15 protein-coding genes are annotated in these 19046 nt (G+C 38.9%); 13 read left to right on the plus strand and 2 right to left on the minus strand.

The features are described from left to right. The 5 genes from BUB05_RS13520 to BUB05_RS13545 form a co-directional block, all read left to right on the plus strand. The coding region (locus BUB05_RS13520) for a formate--tetrahydrofolate ligase (protein WP_139258021.1) at positions 1–412 on the plus strand (412 nt) is incomplete at its 5' end. 524 nt (positions 413–936) lie between these two features. Further along, positions 937–3654: a formate dehydrogenase subunit alpha gene (fdhF, locus tag BUB05_RS13525; RefSeq protein ID WP_073050156.1), complete on the plus strand. Its 2718-nt coding sequence runs from the start codon at positions 937–939 to the stop codon at positions 3652–3654. A 2-nt stretch (positions 3655–3656) separates the two neighbouring features. Beyond that, positions 3657–4259, plus strand: a complete 603-nt coding sequence (gene mobA / locus BUB05_RS13530; protein ID WP_073050198.1) for a molybdenum cofactor guanylyltransferase — start codon at positions 3657–3659, stop codon at positions 4257–4259. 1 nt (position 4260) lies between these two features. Further along, positions 4261–5040 carry a formate dehydrogenase accessory sulfurtransferase FdhD gene (fdhD, locus tag BUB05_RS13535; RefSeq protein ID WP_073050199.1) on the plus strand — a complete coding sequence of 260 codons (780 nt, stop codon included), beginning with the start codon at positions 4261–4263 and terminating at the stop codon, positions 5038–5040. A 17-nt stretch (positions 5041–5057) separates the two neighbouring features. Then, positions 5058–6833, plus strand: a complete 1776-nt coding sequence (locus tag BUB05_RS13545; RefSeq protein ID WP_175548570.1) for an NAD(P)H-dependent oxidoreductase subunit E — start codon at positions 5058–5060, stop codon at positions 6831–6833. A 62-nt stretch (positions 6834–6895) separates the two neighbouring features. Here the strand turns inward: BUB05_RS13545 and fsa are convergent, their stop codons facing one another. Continuing rightward, positions 6896–7540, minus strand: a complete 645-nt coding sequence (gene fsa / locus BUB05_RS13550; RefSeq protein WP_073050157.1) for a fructose-6-phosphate aldolase — start codon at positions 7538–7540, stop codon at positions 6896–6898. 90 nt (positions 7541–7630) lie between these two features. Then, positions 7631–8236, minus strand: a complete 606-nt coding sequence (locus tag BUB05_RS13555) for a TVP38/TMEM64 family protein (RefSeq protein WP_073050158.1) — start codon at positions 8234–8236, stop codon at positions 7631–7633. A 258-nt stretch (positions 8237–8494) separates the two neighbouring features. On the opposite strand from BUB05_RS13555, the gene BUB05_RS13560 reads away from it, so the two are divergent. The 8 genes from BUB05_RS13560 (at position 8495) to thiI (ending at position 18694) form a co-directional block, all read left to right on the plus strand. Further along, the gene (locus BUB05_RS13560) at positions 8495–9310 is read left to right on the plus strand and encodes a pyruvate, water dikinase regulatory protein (RefSeq protein ID WP_073050159.1); all 816 of its coding nucleotides are present in this window, start codon (positions 8495–8497) and stop codon (positions 9308–9310) included. 25 nt (positions 9311–9335) lie between these two features. After that, positions 9336–11960: a pyruvate, phosphate dikinase gene (gene ppdK, locus BUB05_RS13565; RefSeq protein ID WP_073050160.1), complete on the plus strand. Its 2625-nt coding sequence runs from the start codon at positions 9336–9338 to the stop codon at positions 11958–11960. A 102-nt stretch (positions 11961–12062) separates the two neighbouring features. Next, positions 12063–12440 carry an ATP-binding protein gene (locus BUB05_RS13570; protein WP_073050161.1) on the plus strand — a complete coding sequence of 126 codons (378 nt, stop codon included), beginning with the start codon at positions 12063–12065 and terminating at the stop codon, positions 12438–12440. A 21-nt stretch (positions 12441–12461) separates the two neighbouring features. Beyond that, on the plus strand, positions 12462–12824 hold the full coding sequence (locus BUB05_RS13575) for a VOC family protein (protein WP_073050162.1): 363 nt from the start codon (positions 12462–12464) through the stop codon (positions 12822–12824). A 112-nt stretch (positions 12825–12936) separates the two neighbouring features. Further along, on the plus strand, positions 12937–15273 hold the full coding sequence (locus BUB05_RS13580; protein ID WP_073050163.1) for a helicase C-terminal domain-containing protein: 2337 nt from the start codon (positions 12937–12939) through the stop codon (positions 15271–15273). Next, positions 15263–16087, plus strand: a complete 825-nt coding sequence (locus BUB05_RS13585) for an aminotransferase class IV (protein WP_073050164.1) — start codon at positions 15263–15265, stop codon at positions 16085–16087. Before BUB05_RS13580 ends, BUB05_RS13585 begins: the two co-directional genes overlap by 11 nt. Positions 16088–16388: 301 nt before the next feature. Then, a complete protein-coding gene (locus BUB05_RS13590; RefSeq protein ID WP_175548571.1) occupies positions 16389–17534 on the plus strand; it encodes a cysteine desulfurase family protein in 1146 nt (381 codons plus the stop codon). Further along, positions 17534–18694 (plus strand): tRNA uracil 4-sulfurtransferase ThiI, encoded by a 1161-nt coding sequence (gene thiI / locus BUB05_RS13595; RefSeq protein ID WP_073050166.1) that lies wholly within the window; start codon positions 17534–17536, stop codon positions 18692–18694. The genes BUB05_RS13590 and thiI overlap by 1 nt, the downstream gene beginning before the upstream one ends. Positions 18695–19046 lie beyond the last annotated feature (352 nt).

Below are 19046 nucleotides of genomic sequence, written 5' to 3' on the forward strand. Positions count from 1 at the left end.
CAAGGAAGTAATAAGACTGGTAGAGGAAGACAAGTCTGAATTCAAATTTACATACACAGACGAAATGAGCATCAAGGAAAAGATAGAAGCAATAGCGACAAAGATCTACGGAGCCGACGGAGTAGACTACACTTCAAAGGTTGACAAGGAGATCGCAAACCTTGAGAGCCTCGGATTTGGAAACCTTCCAATCTGTATGGCGAAGACCCAGTATTCCCTTACTGACGATCCCAAGAAGCTTGGAAGACCTACAGGATTCAAAATCACTGCAAGCAACGTCACAGTATCTGCAGGAGCGGGCTTCATAGTTGTATCGACAGGAGATATCATGAAAATGCCGGGACTTCCAAAGGTACCGTCTGCAGAGAAGATTGACGTAGACGACAATGGAGTTATATCAGGATTGTTCTAGGCCAGAAAAATGCAAAGCATTTTTTAAGGCGCGAAGGGAAGTTTCCTTGACCGCGTAATACCAGCGCTTCGAGGGATTACGCATATTTAACTTTCCTAAGCTGTAAGAAAGCTTTAAACAAGACACCAATTAATTGATTAAAGACCTCTTAAATATAAATATCAGAATAGTAGAAAAAGACAGGGAACTGACACCTGTCTTTTTCGCTTTTTTGCTTCCGTGTCAGCAATTATGCATAATGCATAACTGCTGTTTGTTGAATCTCGGCAAAATATGTAATGACCGTTGTTGGATAACGTCGAAATTATATGATTTAATAAATTTAAAATTTTCATGAATTGTTATATACTATATATAGAAAAAAGTGATTTGTGTTTGAATGTTCGGTGGAACACATGGTATGTATGCATTTGAGGAACAATAAACCGTTTTGTTATTAATTTAACGACATTGTTATTAAATTAACGTAATAATTAGACGATTTGTTGACGTTTTTTATGTAAAATGTTCGTGGGAGGTAATTTATGGACAAAATTAACTTGAATATAAACGGAACAGACTTTATTGCAGAAGAAAATGAAACAATACTTGATGTATGCAGAAGAAACTGCATAGATATTCCTACACTTTGCTACCATCCTGACCTGGACATTAAATATGGATCTTCGTGCAGACTTTGTATTGTAGATATAGAGGGAAGAAAGGGACTTCAGCCTTCATGTTCGACAATTGCTGCAGAAGGAATGGTTGTAAAAACCCACAGTGATGATGTGGTTGAAGCAAGAAAACTAATACTGGAACTGATAATAGAGGATCATCCCCTTGACTGTCTTACCTGTGAGAAGTCAGGCGACTGCAAACTTCAGGATTATTGCTATGAATATGATGTGAAAGGTCCCGTATTCAACATAAATGAAAAGGTTTGCGGGAAAGTGAGAGAATCGGATATTGACGACACCAACGAATTCTATATAAAAGACGACAGCAAGTGCATCAACTGCGGCTTGTGCGTAAGGGCATGCAACGAACTTCAAGTAATCAGTGCCATAGGTTTTGTAAATAGAAGTGACGAACAGAAAGTTGCAGCACCCTTTGGCAAAACTCTGGCAGAAAGTGATTGCGTATCCTGTGGAACCTGTGTATCATTGTGCCCGGTCAATGCATTGAGCCCAAAGCATAAAAAGAAAATGAGAAAATGGGAAGTGGAAAAGAAGGTAAAGACTACCTGTGCATATTGTGGTGTTGGATGCCAGATTGATCTCCTTGTGAAAGACAACGAAGTTGTAGGGGTTGAACCAAATTACAGCTCAACCAATAAGGACTTGTTGTGTGTTAAAGGAAAATTTGCATATGGTTTTATCAACCACAAGGACAGACTGAAAAAACCTTTAATAAAGAAAAATGGAGTGTTCGAGGAGGCAAGCTGGGAAGAAGCTTATTCGTTGATTACGGAAAAGATGAAAGGAATAAAAAACAAATACGGCAGCAAGTCCTTTGCAGGATTGTCTTCAGCCAGGGTAACCAATGAAGAAAACTACCTTTTTCAGAAAATGGTAAGGGCATATATGGGCAACAACAACGTTGACCATTGTGCAAGGCTGTGTCATGCATCTACGGTGGCTGGCCTGGCTACAACTCTTGGAAGTGGTGCCATGACCAACAGTAACCTGGAATTGCTGGATTCTGATGTTATATTTATCACAGGTTCAAACACTACAGAGACACACCCTGTACTGGGTGCATTCGTAAAGCAGGCAAAAAACAGGGGAGCAAAAATTATTGTAGCAGACCCAAGAAGGATTCCGCTTGCATATAAGGCGGATGTATATCTTCCCCTAAAGCCCGGTACCAATGTTGCATTGTTCAATGGCATCATGAATGTTATTATAGAGGAAGATTTGCAGGATAGTGAATATATAGCAAGAGCTACTGAAAACTACGAAGATTTAAAAGAAGTGGTTAAAACTTATACTCCGGAATATGCCGGCAGCATTTGCGGAGTGGATCCTGATGAAATCAGAAAGGCGGCAAGGATATATGCAGAAGGAGCCAAGTCCAGTATTTTATATTCAATGGGCGTTACTCAACACACAACTGGAACACAAGGGGTTATGTCTCTTTCCAACCTTGCTCTTCTTACAGGAAATATAGGGAAGGAATCTTCTGGGGTCAATCCCTTGAGAGGACAGAACAATGTACAGGGTGCCTGTGATATGGGAGCCTTGCCTGGAGATTATCCCGGTTATCAGAAAGTGTATGATGAAGATATTAAAAGGAAGTTTGAAAGCGGATGGGGAAAGGAACTTTCAAGTCAGGCAGGTTTGACGCTGACTGAAATAATCAATGACTGCGGGAAAGGTGAAATAAGGTTCCTCTATATAATGGGAGAAAATCCAATGCTTTCAGATCCTGACCTTACACATGTGGAGGAATCATTGATAAATACAGAATTTCTTGTTGTACAGGACATTTTCATGACTGAAACGGCGCAGCATGCAGATGTAGTATTGCCGGCGGCAACCTTTGCAGAAAAAGACGGAACCTTCACAAACTCGGAAAGGCGTGTTCAAAGAGTAAGGAAAGCCATAGAGCCCATAGGTGAATCAAAGCCAGACTGGGAAATACTGACTGAAATAATGAGAAGACTGGGAATGAATGAAAGATATGAAAATCCTAGAGCTATATTTGACGAACTGGCAGGGTTGACACCTCAGTACAAAGGTATGAATTATGATAGAATCGAGGAAGAAGGGCTTCAATGGCCATGTATTGATGAAAACCATCCGGGAACAAGATACCTTCACAAGGATGCTCCCGTGAGAGGGAAAGGGCTTTTTAAGCCTGCAGACTATATGAGCAGTTATGAAAATTCCGACAAGGAATACCCATACATTCTTACTACTGGAAGAATATTGTATCATTATCATACCAGAACAATGACCGGGAAAATTGAGGGACTCAACAATTTGTATCCTAATTCCTTTGTTGAAATAAACCCTACTACTGCAAGTAGATTGAAAATCAATGACGGCGAGTTGATAAGAGTGATTTCAAGAAGAGGGGAAGTAAAGACTACCGCCTTTGTTACAGATGATATTCAGGAAGATGTCGTTTTTATCCCCTTTCATTTCACTGATGGCGCGGCAAACCGACTGACTCATACGGAACTGGACCCTGTTGCGAAAATACCTGAATTCAAGGTCAGTGCAGTTAGATTGGAAAAAATAATGAAAGAGGTATGATGATGGAAAGATTCAATTCTGCAATAATATTGGCTGGAGGAAAGAGCAGCAGAATGGGCTATAACAAGGAGCTCATAATGATTGATGAAAAAAGAATAGTCAATTATCAGATTGAAGCTTTACATGGGATTTTTGATGAAATAATAGTCGTGACAAAAAACAGGGAATTTTACAATGACCTTGACTGTAGAGCGGTAAGTGACATCATTGAAGATAAAGGTCCTTTTGGAGGTATTCATGCTGGACTGGTTGCCTCCAGGAGCAAGTATTCCTATGTGATGGCCTGCGATATGCCTGTAATAAACACTGCCTATATCAATTTCATGAAAAAAAACATATATCAGAAGGATGTGGATGGATGCATGACCCTTTACGGAGACCATATAGAACCTTTCAATGCATTTTACTCGAAAAACATTGTGATGGATATAGAGGAGTATCTTTATGGTGGAGGTTATTCAATCCACAAGCTTGTAAAAACGTTGAAATTCATATACATTGAAGAAAATAAAGCAAGAAGATTCAGTCCGAACTGGGAGATGTTTATTAATTTTAATACAAGGGAGGACATAAGCATCTATCTGGGAAGTGGAAGTAGTGATTGAAATGAAAATATCTAAAGATACAAAGATAAAAAAATACATGGATGGGAAATGTACTGAGGAAACAGATTTGGTAGTTGCAGAGTACGAGTTGAAGCTTTCATTGAATGGGAGGGATTTCGTCAAATTCACCTGTTCTCCAGATGAAATGGAAGAACTTGCAATAGGCTATCTGTTGGCAGAATCCATAATAGACAGCATCGATGATATAAGGTTGACAGGTTTTAAAAGTATAGATTCGGAAAAGGGGCAGGTTGAGATTGAAACTGTGGAAAGCAGGGAGTATCTTTTTACAGATGAAGCTCGAATTGTAAGGACCGTTACAACTGCCTGTGGTAAAAACAGGACATTTCATCTTCCTTTATTGAAAAAAAACGGCTGGCGGACCAGATATATGAAAATCAATTATGAAGAAATTCAAATGGTCATAAAGGACTTCAACGCAAGATCGGAAAATTTCAAAAATACAGGGGGAGTCCACAGCAGCGGGTTGTCTGTTATGAAGGAGATACTCGTTTTCAGTGAAGATATAAGCAGGCACAATGCGGTAGACAAGATTATCGGTAAAGCGGCAATCAACAACATCAGTTTTGACAACAAGGTCCTTCTTGTATCGGGGAGGATTTCCTCTGAAATAGTTCAGAAGGCTGCTGCTGTTGATATCGGGTGCATAGTGTCAAGATCGGCCCCTACGCTCAAGGCTATAGAGCTGGGTGAGAAATACAAAATAGTAATAATCGGTTTTGCAAGAGGAAACAGAATGAACATATATACAGGACAATGAATATAGAGGAGGGCAATATGTCAAACAAGATACTGGAATGCAACAGACAATTTGTTGAATCTATCTTGAAAAAATATAATTACGATAGTCATGAGCTTCTACAGATGCTCGTGGAAATACAAAAGAATACAGATAAGGGGTATATCGACAGGGACACCATTGAATTTATATCGAGAGAACTCAATATACCTGAAATCAGAATTCACAGCATTATCAGCTATTACGATGCCTTGTCCATGGAATCTGAAGCAAGGTATGTAATTAATGTATGCAACGGAACCACTTGCGGCCTTATGGGGAACGGCAGGATTGAAAAGTGGGTTGAGGATATCCTGGGAATAAAAAAAGGCGAGGCAACAGATGACGGATTGTTTTCGTTGAAGGAGACTCCCTGTTTTGGAGCCTGTGACATGGCTCCGGCAATAAGGATTGGCGACAGGATATACGGAAATATAACCAGAAATAAGATTGAAGAAATTATCGAGAAACTTTCCAGGGACGAATTGTATCCTGAAGATAAAAGGTTATCGACAGACAATGGAAGTCTTAAGATAATAACTTCCAACTTTGATGAATATGATGGAATGAACATAATTGACTACATTGGTCTGGGAGGTTACGAAGCCTTCAACAACACTGTAAAGAAAGGTATTGAAGAATCCATTGATGAAATTTCCAAATCCGGAATACGGGGAAGGGGTGGAGCTCAATATCCTACAGGAAGGAAGCTGTCCCAGTCAAGGGCTGTCAAAAATGAAAGAAAGGTAATTGTCTGCAATGCAGACGAAGGTGAGCCTGGAACCTTCAAGGACAGGGAAATACTCAAAAGGGACCCATACAAGATCATAGAGGGCATGCTCATAGCTTCGTATCTTACTGATGCAAATGAAGGATTCATATATCTTCGTGAAGAATACTACTGGATGAGGGACAGAATAGGCAATGCCATTGAAAAGTCAAGGGAATACGGCTGGCTTGGAGAGAATATCAAAAACAGCGGCCATGATTTTGACATACGGCTTGTATCGGGAGCGGGTTCCTATGTCTGCGGCGAAGGATTTGCCTTATGCGAGTCCCTGGAAGGGAAACCTGGAATACCAAGGTCCAAGCCGCCATATGTGAAGCAGGCGGGTTACCTTCAGCTTCCGACTCTAATAATAAATGTAGAGACTCTTGCTGCAATCACAACTGTAATGAAAAACGGCAGTGAAATATTTACTGAACACGGTACTGAAGAAAGCCCTGGAACCAAGGTTGTATGCATAAGCGGAAAAGTCAATACTCCCGGAGTGTATGAAGTGCCATTTGGAATTTCCGTGATGGAAATGATCAATGGTTTGGCGGGAGGAGTTTCAGGCGGTCGTAAAATCGGTTTTGTTCAGATAGGCGGAGCTTCGGGAGGAATTCTTCCTGGGTCAAAATTGAACATAGGATATGACTACGAAACCTTTTCGAATCTGAACATGGGCATAGGTTCGGGTGCAGTGGTTGTTGCGGATGATACTGACGATATAGTGGAATATGTTGGTACTGTACAGAAATTCTTTTCCCATGAAAGCTGTGGCAAGTGTACTCCTTGCAGAGAAGGAAACAAGCAACTTAAAAGAATATTGGAAAGATTCAAGGAGAGCAAGGGAACAAAAGAAGATGTGGAGAACTATAAAAGAATAGTAAAAACCATGGAAATTGCGTCTCTGTGCGGCAGCGGCAAGACTGAAGCTGTACCGCTCAAAAATGCGATGGAGTATTTTGAGGACGATTTTCTTAAGAGAGTTGTTACTGATGGATTTTGATTGAAATAGAAAATGCACAATAAAAACCGGTTTGATTTTTATTGTGCATTTTTATGATTGCATTACTTGGTTAAACCTTCCCAGTCCTTAAGGAATTTCTCTATTCCTATGTCTGTCAGTGGGTGCTTAAGCATTTGTTTGTACACCTTGTATGGTACCGTTGCTATATGAGCTCCCATTTTTGCCGATTCAACTACATGCATTGGATGTCTAATACTTGCAGAGATTATTTCTGTTTCAATGCAGAAAATATCAAATATTTCTGCTATGTCAGATATGACATTCATGCCTGGATTGCTGATGTCATCCAGTCTTCCGACAAAAGGACTTACATATGCAGCGCCGGCCTTGGCGGCAAGCAGTGCCTGGCTTGGTGAAAATATCAGTGTTACGTTTGTTTTCACTCCCTTTGAAGAAAGTACCTTGACAGCCTTTAAACCTTCGTCGGTCATTGGTATCTTTATTACTATGTTTTTATGGATCTTAACAAGTTCAAGAGCCTCTTCCACCATTCCTTCACTTTCAAGGCTAATAACTTCAGCGCTAATTGGTCCGTCAACTATGCTGGTTATTTCCTCGATTACTTCTTTGAAAACTCTTCCTTCCTTAGCTATCAATGATGGATTTGTAGTGACTCCGTCAACAACTCCCCATTCATTTATTTCTTTGATTTCTTCAACATTTGCCGTATCGATGAAAAATTTCATTTATTCCTCCTGTAAATCCCAAAATGGATCATTCTTTTCCTCAAGTTCAATATTATATAATAAAACCAAATTTTTGCAAGAGAATATTTATCAATCTTCTTCATATTTCTTGTGATAGAATTCCATAAATCTTTTGCCGGCCATGTTGATTATTAAAATTGACGCCAGGAATACAATTGATCTGGCAGGATTTTCCCAAAAGGATGATATGTTGAAACCTATAAAGGCAAGGGACAACACCATAATAAGTTTTGAGGGTAGGAGTGCTATGATGAAGTGTTCCAGCTTTATATCGGATACGGCAGCAATAAGTGTAACCACCGACGATGGTGTAAATGGAAAGCAGAGGAGTACGAAAAGGAATGTGAAGTCATTGTCGCTTATTCTTTTTTTGATTCTGTGATATCTTGTGTCTTTTCTAATGTTTATCATATGCCTTTTTCTTCTTATGTATCTAATGAACATGAAAAGGAGAATGGAGCCCGCACAGTTTCCTATCCAAGACAGCATATATCCTCCAAAAAAACCGAAGAAGAATACATTGAGGGTAACAAAAAGAACGAGAGGAAGTAGAGGTATGAAGGATTCCAGAACAGGCAGGCCTATACCTGCAAGTACTCCAAACCTGTCTATGAAATTTATTACGAGATCTATGTTTTCCTGAGACATATATTTCAACAAGAATTCATATTCCATTTATATCACCTTATCTAATTTTACATCAATGAAAATATTTTTACATCTATTATTTTGTCGGTGAGAGTTTAAATTTTACATAAAAATCAAATTAAATTTGCAATAAACAGGTTGAAAATAGCGGTTTTGAACGATAGAATAGAGTATATGAAAATTTTATGAAAAATTTGCAAAAAAACATGTACACAAATTATTTGTTTGTGTTATACTAATTGTAATTTACGACCGAATAGTATAACACATTAAAGGAGCGGTTGTATGCAGGATAACAAAATAGAAATGTTTGTTGTTTCGGATTCAATAGGAGAAACAGCAGAGCTGGTAGCTCAGGCGGCAAAGATACAGTTTAACGATTCGGTGGGGGCAATTAGAAAGTTTTCATTTGTGCTTGACAAGGAGCAAATGGATGAAATAGTTGAGTTGGCAAAGGAAAGGCAATGCATAATAATATACACTCTTGTAATGAGCGAGGAAAAAGAATATTTCAAGCAGATTGCCGAAGAAAACAATATAATTGCAATAGACCTTCTAGGTCCTATAATCAAGCCTTTGGAAGAGCTTACGGGAATGAAACCCAAACGGGAGGCGGGTCTCAACAGAAGACTTACATCATATTATTTCGACAAGATAGAAGCAATTGAATTTGCCGTGAAATATGACGATGGGAAGGATCCCAGGGGATTCAAGAAAGCAGATGTTGTGCTGATAGGAGTATCAAGGACTTCAAAAACTCCATTGAGCATGTATCTTGCCAACAAGAACATCAAGGTGGCAAACCTTCCGCTGGTACCTGAAGTGAAACCTGCAGAAGAGATATTCCAAATATCGCACAAAAAAATAATAGGTTTAACAAACAGTCCTGAAGTTCTCAATAATATCAGAAGAGAAAGATTGAAGGACATGGGAGTGAGAAGTAATTCTTCATATGCGGACTTGGACAGGATATTGAAGGAGCTTGAGTATGCGGACAGGATTTTCGAAAAAATAAAATGTCCCGTAATAAATGTATCCCACAGAGCTATTGAAGAAACTGCAAATATAATTATATCAATAATTTCTCAAAATAATAAATAGTCACTACAATTAGGAGGAAACATTAATGGAAAAAAAATGGGTGTATTTGTTTAAGGAAGGGGAAGCATCAAAGAAGGCTCTTCTTGGAGGAAAAGGCGCGAACCTTGCAGAAATGACCAATATAGGTCTTCCGGTGCCTTATGGGTTTACAGTTACAACTGAAGCTTGTGCAGAATTCTACAATCAGGGAGAAAAGCTTTCTGACGAAATTAAAGCTCAGGTAGATGAATGCATGAAGGTTATTGAAGAACAGTCCGGAAAGAAATTCGGGGATATCAATGATCCTTTGCTTGTATCTGTAAGATCTGGTGCCGCAATATCAATGCCTGGAATGATGGACACAATACTCAATCTTGGACTGAATGATGATTCCGTTATTGGACTGGCTACAAAGACTGAAAACGAAAGATTTGCCTATGACAGTTACAGAAGATTTATTCAAATGTTCAGTGATGTTGTCCTTTCTGTTCCAAAGTACCTTTTTGAAAACGTACTTGACGATGCAAAGGAAGAAAACGGATACGAAAGCGATACGGAACTTACTACTGAAGATTTGAAGAAAATAGTTGATGAATACAAGGCAATATACAAGAAGGAAGTTAGAAAGGCATTTCCGCAGGATCCTAAAGAGCAGCTTGAAATGGCAATTAATGCCGTATTCAGTTCATGGAACAATGCAAGGGCAATCACATACAGGAATATCCACAACCTGTCGCATTCCATGGGGACTGCCGTTAATGTACAGTCAATGGTATTTGGAAACATGGGAGATGATTCGGGAACGGGAGTTGCCTTCTCCAGAAATCCTGCTACAGGCGAGAACAAACTCTTTGGAGAATTTCTTATGAATGCCCAGGGAGAGGATGTTGTTGCGGGAATAAGAACGCCAAAAACAATCGACGAATTAGGCGACATCATGCCTGAGGTTTATGCTCAATTCAAGGAAATTACTGAAAATCTTGAGAAACACTATAAGGACATGCAGGATATCGAGTTTACAATAGAAAAAGGAAAGCTTTTTATTCTACAGACAAGAAATGGAAAGAGGACAGCTGATGCTGCATTGAGAGCAGCAGTTGAAATGGTTGGTGAAGGACTTATTACGAAAAATGAAGCCTTGCTTAGGATAGAGCCTTCATCACTCGACCAGCTTTTACACCCAACATTTGACGAAACTACGATGGTGGAAGCTGAAGCTTTGACAAAGGGGCTTCCTGCATCGCCTGGTGCTGCTTCTGGAAAAGTTTACTTTACAGCACATGAAGCTGTTGCTGCTGTCGGAAAAGGAGAAGCTGTAATTTTGGTCAGAAAGGAAACTTCACCTGAAGACATTGAAGGAATGAATGTCGCTAATGGAATCCTTACTGCAAGAGGTGGAATGACATCTCATGCTGCAGTTGTTGCCAGGGGAATGGGAAAATGCTGTGTGGCAGGATGTGATGAGGTAAGGGTAAATGAAGAAGCCAAGGAATTTACAATCAAGGGAGAAAAATTCGTTGAAGGAGATACTATTTCACTTGATGGAAGCACCGGAAAGGTATACAAGGGAAGTATAAAGACTGTGGAACCAAACCTTTCAGGAAATTTTGCACAACTTATGGAATGGGCTGACGAAACAAGAACGCTTAAAGTCAGAACCAATGCCGATACTCCTGTTGATTCTGAGACGGCAGTCAGATTTGGAGCTGAAGGAATAGGTCTTTGCAGAACGGAGCATATGTTCTTTGATGAAGAAAGAATACCTGAAGTAAGAAAAATGATTCTTTCTGAGACAGTGGAGCAAAGAAAGGAAGCTCTTGAAAAGATTCTTCCTATGCAAAAGGCTGACTTCAAGGGAATCTACAAGGTGATGAAGGAAAGACCTGTTACCGTAAGACTTCTTGATCCTCCATTGCACGAATTCCTCCCCCAGGAAGAAGCTGATATCAAGGCGTTGTCTGACGATATGAACGTGTCCATAGAAAAAATGAAGGAAGTTATCAACTCGCTACATGAATTCAATCCTATGCTTGGCCACAGAGGATGCAGACTTGCAATTACATACCCTGAAATTGCGGTGATGCAGACAAGGGCGATAATAGAGGCAGCCATTGAAGTAAACGCCGAAGAGGGTGTGTGCATCAAGCCTGAAATCATGATTCCACTGGCAGGTATGAAAACAGAACTTGAATATTTGAAGGGAATTGTCGAGAATACAGTGGAGGATGTAATTGCGGAGAAAGACGGCAAACTTGAATATCTCGTTGGAACAATGATAGAGATTCCAAGAGCTGCCGTTACTGCAGATGAAATTGCTGAAGTTTCTGAATTCTTCTCTTTTGGAACAAACGACCTTACACAAATGGGATTTGGATTTTCAAGAGACGATGCAGGGAAGTTCATCGGAGAGTATATAGACAAGGAGATACTTCCAAGAGATCCGTTCCAAAGCATAGATCAGGCAGGTATTGGAAAACTTGTTGAAATAGGTGTAAATCTTGGCAGAAAGACAAGAAACGACCTTAAAATCGGTGTATGCGGTGAGCACGGTGGAGATCCTGAGTCCATAGATTTCTTCTACAGAGCTGGTCTTGACTATGTAAGTTGTTCGCCTTACAGGGTTCCAATAGCAAGGCTTGCAGCCGCGCAAGCGGTGTTGAACAACAAATAGTTCGATAGTAAAACCAATAATAATTTAAATTCACAGTTCATTTCACATGCCTGTTTAAAAGTCTAAAATCTGGGTATATTTATATCGAGAGAGGTATGTGAAATGGATTTTAGAAAAAGATTTCGTAGTGATATTGATCTTGCTCAGAAAGTGATATCTGAAGTTCTTGGAATGGTCGATGGAAGATTGAATAGCGACAACCTTTTCGATTTGAGACTTATATTGAACGAATTGATATGCAACAGCATAATTCACGGCAACAGGAAAGACGGCGAAAGATATGTTGACCTATATCTTTATATGGATGATATGATTGTTGAAATAACAGTGTCTGACGAAGGAGATGGAGTAAAGGTCAACAATAGGTACAATGTCGATGAACTGAAGCCTGGTGGCAGAGGACTGATTCTTGTAAAGAGACTGTCCGATGACTTTCAGATAGATGGAAGTACTGTTAAGATTCGCAAAAAACTGGCTTAATTAAACGAAGGGAGTGGTACTATGATTAATCAATGGAATGGTTCCGTAATTTTTCTGGGAACTGATGATTTACAGGAGACCCATGAGTTTTATTCAGGTCTTTTGGAACTTGTACTTTTCAAGGATCAGGGAGACTGCAGGATTTATGAAATTCCCCAGGGCGGCAAGGTGGGATTTTGTTCCGGCATGCAGGTGGTAACAGGACGTGTTTCACCGGAGATTACATTGCTTGCCGAGGATGTAGACTTAGTACATGCGCATCTTAAGGCTTCAGGTTATGAAAATTTGCCTTTGCCTGTAGTGGATGCAAAGTATAACATTTATCACTTTGAAATCAAGGATCCTAACGGATATACAGTAGTAATACAAAAATTCTTGGATTAAACCGGCATTTGCCGGTTTTTTTATTTACTTCACAGTGTTATAATCTATATGGTAGGAGTTACTGCGAATGCGGTAACTCCTACGTGAAGGAAAGCAACCAAAAGAGGTGGAAATGCACAGTATTAACCTGTCAGTTAGAGCGTTGGCCGAATATGCATTTAGAAGCGGTCATCTGGACAATACATATATGAGTAATTCAAGAGCTATGGAAGGTGTTGAGATCCATAAAAGACTTCAGGATATGGAAGGAGCCGCATATGAGAAGGAGTATTTCCTCAAGAAGGAAATAGAATATGAGGGCATGACGTATATTCTGGAAGGAAGAGCTGACGGCATATACAGGGATGACAATCTCCATTTTGTAGATGAAATCAAGTCTACCTTTCTTGAAGAGGAAGATATCAGGGACGACAATATAACCCACTGGTGCCAGGCTTTTATGTATGCATACATGTACGCTTCCATGAAAAAACTTGATTCCATGGGAATAAGACTTAGGTACTGCAATGTTGAAACCTTTAAAACAGTTGAATTCATTAAAATAATGGATTTTCAAGAGCTCGAAAAGAATCTTTTTGAAGCTCTTGAAAAATATCACTACTGGGCAAGAACTGTTTTAGACTGGAAATTAGAAAGAAAGACATCGATCAAAGGCCTTGATTTTCCTCATGAAGGATATAGAAAGGGACAAAGGGAAATGTCAGTCTCTGTTTATCAAAGCATAAAGGATCGAAAAAACATATTCATCCAGGCGCCGACAGGAATAGGCAAGACTATTTCAACCCTATACCCGGCAATCAAGTATATGGGATACAAGTCTCTTGATAAGATATATTATATGACTGCCAAATCCACAACTAAAGAAATTGCCTTCAATACCATAAAGGATCTTAGTGATAAAGGTCTCAAGCTGAAGACGGTTATTATAACCGCCAAGGAAAAGATATGCTTCATGGAGGAATGCAACTGCGACAAGGACTACTGTCCCTATGCCTATGGATATTTTGACAAAATCAATGAAGCCTTGAAGTATTCCTTCGAAGAATATGATATGTTTTCAAGAGAGGCAATTGAGGAAATAAGTGAAGAGTTTCAGGTTTGTCCCTTTGAATTCACTCTGGACCTTAGTTTGGTAGGCGACCTTACGATTTGCGACTACAATTACTTCTATGATCCCAGAGCTGCATTGAAAAGAGGCTTCGGAGAAGAGAACAAAGGTACGGTGGTACTTATAGACGAGGCGCATAACCTTTCCGACAGAGCAAGGTCAATGTATTCGGCGGAGTTGTTCAAGAAGGATTTTCTTGAAGTCAGCAGACCGCTGAAGGAACGATTCAAAAAGGATTATAATGCCATAAGAAAGGTAAACAAGGCAATTCTTGACATAATGCATACTGTTGAAGAAGGAGGATTCAGTGTAATAGAAGAACCAGACAGGCTCCTGGGATCCTTGAGAAATATGAACAGAACCCTTGATGAATGGCTTAAAAGAAACAAGAAGAATGAAAACTACAGCAAGGTTTTGGAATTGTTTTTTCAGTCTTCTGCTTTCTTGAAAATGTCCGAATTGTTTTGTGATGATTTTGACTATTATGCAGGTTATGAAGATGGATTTAAAGTGAAGCTTTTCTGCAAGAATCCATCGAATATTTTAAGAGAAATAAATGAAAAGGTAAGGTCTGTAGTGTTTTTTTCTGCAACGTTAATTCCTTTGAAATATTATTCCAATATACTTGGCGGAACGGACAAAGACAATGTAATAAGATTTGAATCTCCCTTCGACAATGATAATCTGGACTTAATATTGAACAGCGGAATATCAATGAAGTACAGAGATCGGGGGAAAAATGCTGAAAGGGTATGTCTTCTAATAAACAAATATATAAATGTGAAAAAAGGCAACTACATAATATTTTTTCCATCGTATTCGTATTTGAAGGAAATACATGATTTGTATTCACAATATTATGACATGGACAATATAACGGTTCAAAAACCGAATATGTCTGAAGCTGAATATGGGGAGCTTATATCAGGTTTCTATGAGGATGATGAAAGGATTGTTTTTTCGGTGATTGGAGGCGTGTTGTCGGAAGGTATAGACCTTGTAGAAGATTTCCTCATTGGAGTAATGATACTTGGTGTAGGTCTTCCAAGAATAAACTTTGAAAGCGACCTTGTAATGGAGTATTACAGGGAAAGATACAATACAGGCTTTGAATTTTCTTATATGTATCCCGGATTCAACAAGGTGCTGCAGGCATCGGGAAGAGTAATCAGAACTGAAAAAGATGCAGGTACAGTACTTTTGGTTGATGACAGGTACTCAGAACAAAGGTACAGGAATCTTTTTCCTGATTCATGGAACAATTATAAAATGGTAAACAATTTAAGTGAACTCGAGAGTGAATTAACCGAGTTTTGGCGGGAGAGGAAAGATGAGAGATAGTATTATGGAAAAGGGATTCTTAAATGGTGAACTGGTACCCATGGAGGATATATTTACGGTTCTTGATGGAGAAAAAAAGATGGTTTATGAAGTAATTAGAATAATTGAAAGAAAGCCTCTTTTTTTGAAGGAACATGTGGACAGGATGAATAAAAGTATAAAACTTATTGGTCTTGATAGAGTTTTTGAATATCGCGAAATAGATGATATGATAAAGATTCTTGTAGATGAATATAATATTACAGAAAACAATATTAAAATTGCTTTCTATGAAAATTCAGAAGAACATGTCATTGCTTACCTCACAAAGTCGAAATATCCTTCAGAAGAAAAGCACATGGAGGGATACAGTACTGTGTTGATTTATGAGGAGAGGGAAACTCCAAATGCAAAAATTATCAACAATGAATTGAGAAGCTTGATCAACAGCATTCTTGAAAGTGAAGGAGCAGATGAATGCATCTATGTTTCGGAAAACGGAGAAATACTTGAAGGCAGCAGAACCAATGTATTCTTTGTGAAGGGGAATACGGTCCTTACAGCTCCCGATGAAGGTGTTCTTCTAGGAACTACAAGAAAGAAGGTTCTTGATATATGCCGTGAAGAAAGAATTGCAGTACAGAGAAGGACATTGAGAATTGAAGAATTAACCTTCTTTGATGCGGCATTCATGACTGGTACTTCAATCGATGTTATGCCTGTCAACAGCATCGGTGATATGAAGCTTAACTCAAGCAAAAATAGGATAGTGGAGAAAATCATGGAAGAATATTGCAGGGCCATGAAACATGATATAAGGATAAGACTTTCTTAAGTTGCAAAAAAGAACAAAACGACCCGGGTAGGCCGTTTTGTTCTAAGCATAAATGCTTAAAAGGGGTATTGGGAATATATTTTGGCTATCGGGGGGATAACCAACTTCATTATAGCACAAGTGAAAAACACATGCAAGAAAAAAACTAATAAAAATCATGATAATTATAAATTTAAATTTTAACAAAATTATTTGGTTTTGTTGAATAATTATTATCTGAATGAATATTTAATATTTAGAATTATGAAGACAAGATGTTTGAAGGCTTGAGACAGTTGAGTGATTAAAAAGAGGTGATATTTTGATATATTTGGATAATGCAGCAACAACGAGAATTGGTAAAAATTCTTTGAAAAGATTCATTGATTCCAATGAAAGATATTATGGAAATCCATCCTCCCTGCATTCATACGGTTATGAATGTGAAAAAATATTGAAGGAGTGCAGAAAAACTTTCGGAGAATTCATTGGAGCTTCGCCTGATGAAGTTTATTTCACTTCAGGAGGTACTGAGAGCAACAATATGGCAATTTTTGGAAGTATAAAAAAATATGAATGTGTTGAGGTCCTTTATTCCGATATTGATCATCCTTCAATAATTGGACCTGTAGAAGAATTGAAAAAAAGAGGTGTTGATGCCATCCCTGTAGTTACAGACAACACGGGAAGTTTAAATTTGGTTGACCTGGAGACCAAACTGACCGACAGGACAGTTTTATGCATATTCACTCATGTAAACAGCGAACTTGGCACATTGCAGGATATGGAAAAAATATGCAGTATAATAAAGAATTGCAATAAAAGTGCTAGAATCCATTTTGATTGTGTTCAATCTTTTGGGAAAATAAATATTGATGTCAGCCGATGCAAGGTTGATACCTTGTCTTTTTCAGGACATAAGATACATGGTCCAAAGGGCATTGGAGGAATTTATGTAAGAAAAGGATCAGGGCTCAAGCCAATAGTTTTTGGAGGGGGTCAGGAAAGTGGGCTGAGGCCGGGAACGGAACCGTTGCCACTTATTGAATCTTTTGCTGAAGCCCTTATATTAAGAAGTGAAACAATGGATGCTGAATACGGCAGAATCAAAAATTTACGAAACAAGCTGATTGAGGGGTTGAAAAATTCCATTGAAGATATTAGAATTAACTCTGCAGAGAAATGTTCTCCATATATTCTTAACGTTTCAATAAAGGATATAAAGGGTGAGGTGTTGCTTCACTATCTGGAAAGAGACAAGATTTTCATATCTACGGGGTCGGCGTGCTCGTCTAAAGACAAGACAGTTGATAATGTTGTGAGCAGGCTTGACAGAGACACGGCATACAGTGATGGAACCATTAGAATGAGCTTTGGAATGTTTAACGATGAAACGGAAAACACTTTTGTGCTTGAAAAGATAACTGAATATGTAAATGAAATCAGAAAAATCACACGAGGTATATAATGTATAATTCAATTAGCATAAGTTTGGGAGAAATGGTCCTTAAGGGCAAGAACAGGGGTCAGTTTGAAAAAAAACTGACCAATCAAATAAACAAGGTAATAAAAAAGAAGGGGTTAAGCCTTTACAGGGACAGGGGAAAGATATTTATAGACACTGAAAATGATATCGACGAATTGATAAAGGATATAAAGAATATTTTCGGTATTGTTTATGTGACTCCATGTTTTAAGACAGGCAGGGAATTTGAAGAAATCAGTCAGTCTGTAATAAGATTGATGGAGTGGAAGAGGGAGAATGGAGACATCAAAACTTTTAAGATACTGTCTAAAAGAGCAGACAAGTCATATCCCTTCAAGTCCATGGATTTGAACAGGGATTTGGGCGGAGTGGTATTGAAGCATTTTGGAGACTTGAAGGTGGATGTGCACAATCCGGATGTGACCATAAATGTGGATTTGAGGTCCCAATGCTATCTTTATACTGAAAAGTACAAGGGAACAGGCGGTCTTCCCCTGGGTACAAACGGCGAAGGACTTGTTCTTCTATCCGGTGGTATAGACAGTCCTGTTGCAGCCTATATGATGGCAAGAAGAGGAGTTAAGCTGAATTGTGTAACCTTTCATGCATATCCCTTCACCAGCGAGAGGGCAAATGACAAGGTAAGGACATTGACAGAAAGACTGGCTGTATTTTGCGGGCAGATAAACCTGTATTACGTCAACATGCTTGATATTTACACGGAAATCAGGAAGCATTGTCCAGAAGACCAGACCACTATCATTGCCAGACGGTTTATGATGAGAATTGGAGAAAAGATTGCAAATGACAGGGAGTTTGATTTTCTCATAACCGGCGAGAGTCTTGGACAGGTTGCAAGCCAGACAGCCAAATCGCTGGGAGTAATAGACTCATCAGTGAACCTGCCGATATTGAGACCCCTAATTGGAATGGACAAGACGGAGATAATAGAAATTTCCAGAAACATAGGCACCTATGAAGATTCCATTCTGCCATATGAAGACTGCTGCTCGGTATTTTCACCAAAGCATCCCCAGACAAAGCCAAGGAAAGACAGGATTGAGCTGTCCGAGGAAAAAATTGACATATGGGCCCTGATAGACGACGCTATCAACAAGATGGAAATCGAGAAGATTCAATAATTTTTTATTGTGTTTATAGAAATTATGAAAATTTCAAATGACTTCTAATGTTGAGTGAAATCGAGAAGAAAAAATAATTTTATATGCATATAAAACAATGGAGTTAATCCATATGACTTCTAATTTCAGAGTGAAATGAAAATGGCAGGACTGTGAGTCGTGACTTGGAGATATGTCTTGAATATTGTCTGAAGAGAGTTCAGCAGAATTCTGAGGTCGTGAATTCGAGGTTCAACAATTATCCTTATAAATCGAGTATTGTTGTACCGAGTGAGCAGGGAAGAATTATGATGAACTCTCTGGAGCAGGGAACAGTCATGCCGTTTTCATGAACGGACCCAGCAAAAACAAT

Origin of the sequence: Dethiosulfatibacter aminovorans DSM 17477, from assembly GCF_900142005.1 — a bacterium.
GTDB lineage: Bacteria > Bacillota > Clostridia > Tissierellales > Dethiosulfatibacteraceae > Dethiosulfatibacter > Dethiosulfatibacter aminovorans.

Coding starts and splice junctions, on each gene's coding strand:
- fdhF (WP_073050156.1), top strand. CDS start 937: ATGGACAAAATTAACTTGAATATAAACGGAACAGACTTTATTGCAGAA.
- mobA (WP_073050198.1), top strand. CDS start 3,657: ATGGAAAGATTCAATTCTGCAATAATATTGGCTGGAGGAAAGAGCAGC.
- fdhD (WP_073050199.1), top strand. CDS start 4,261: ATGAAAATATCTAAAGATACAAAGATAAAAAAATACATGGATGGGAAA.
- BUB05_RS13545 (WP_175548570.1), top strand. CDS start 5,058: ATGTCAAACAAGATACTGGAATGCAACAGACAATTTGTTGAATCTATC.
- fsa (WP_073050157.1), bottom strand. CDS start 7,540: ATGAAATTTTTCATCGATACGGCAAATGTTGAAGAAATCAAAGAAATA.
- BUB05_RS13555 (WP_073050158.1), bottom strand. CDS start 8,236: ATGGAATATGAATTCTTGTTGAAATATATGTCTCAGGAAAACATAGAT.
- BUB05_RS13560 (WP_073050159.1), top strand. CDS start 8,495: ATGCAGGATAACAAAATAGAAATGTTTGTTGTTTCGGATTCAATAGGA.
- ppdK (WP_073050160.1), top strand. CDS start 9,336: ATGGAAAAAAAATGGGTGTATTTGTTTAAGGAAGGGGAAGCATCAAAG.
- BUB05_RS13570 (WP_073050161.1), top strand. CDS start 12,063: ATGGATTTTAGAAAAAGATTTCGTAGTGATATTGATCTTGCTCAGAAA.
- BUB05_RS13575 (WP_073050162.1), top strand. CDS start 12,462: ATGATTAATCAATGGAATGGTTCCGTAATTTTTCTGGGAACTGATGAT.
- BUB05_RS13580 (WP_073050163.1), top strand. CDS start 12,937: ATGCACAGTATTAACCTGTCAGTTAGAGCGTTGGCCGAATATGCATTT.
- BUB05_RS13585 (WP_073050164.1), top strand. CDS start 15,263: ATGAGAGATAGTATTATGGAAAAGGGATTCTTAAATGGTGAACTGGTA.
- thiI (WP_073050166.1), top strand. CDS start 17,534: ATGTATAATTCAATTAGCATAAGTTTGGGAGAAATGGTCCTTAAGGGC.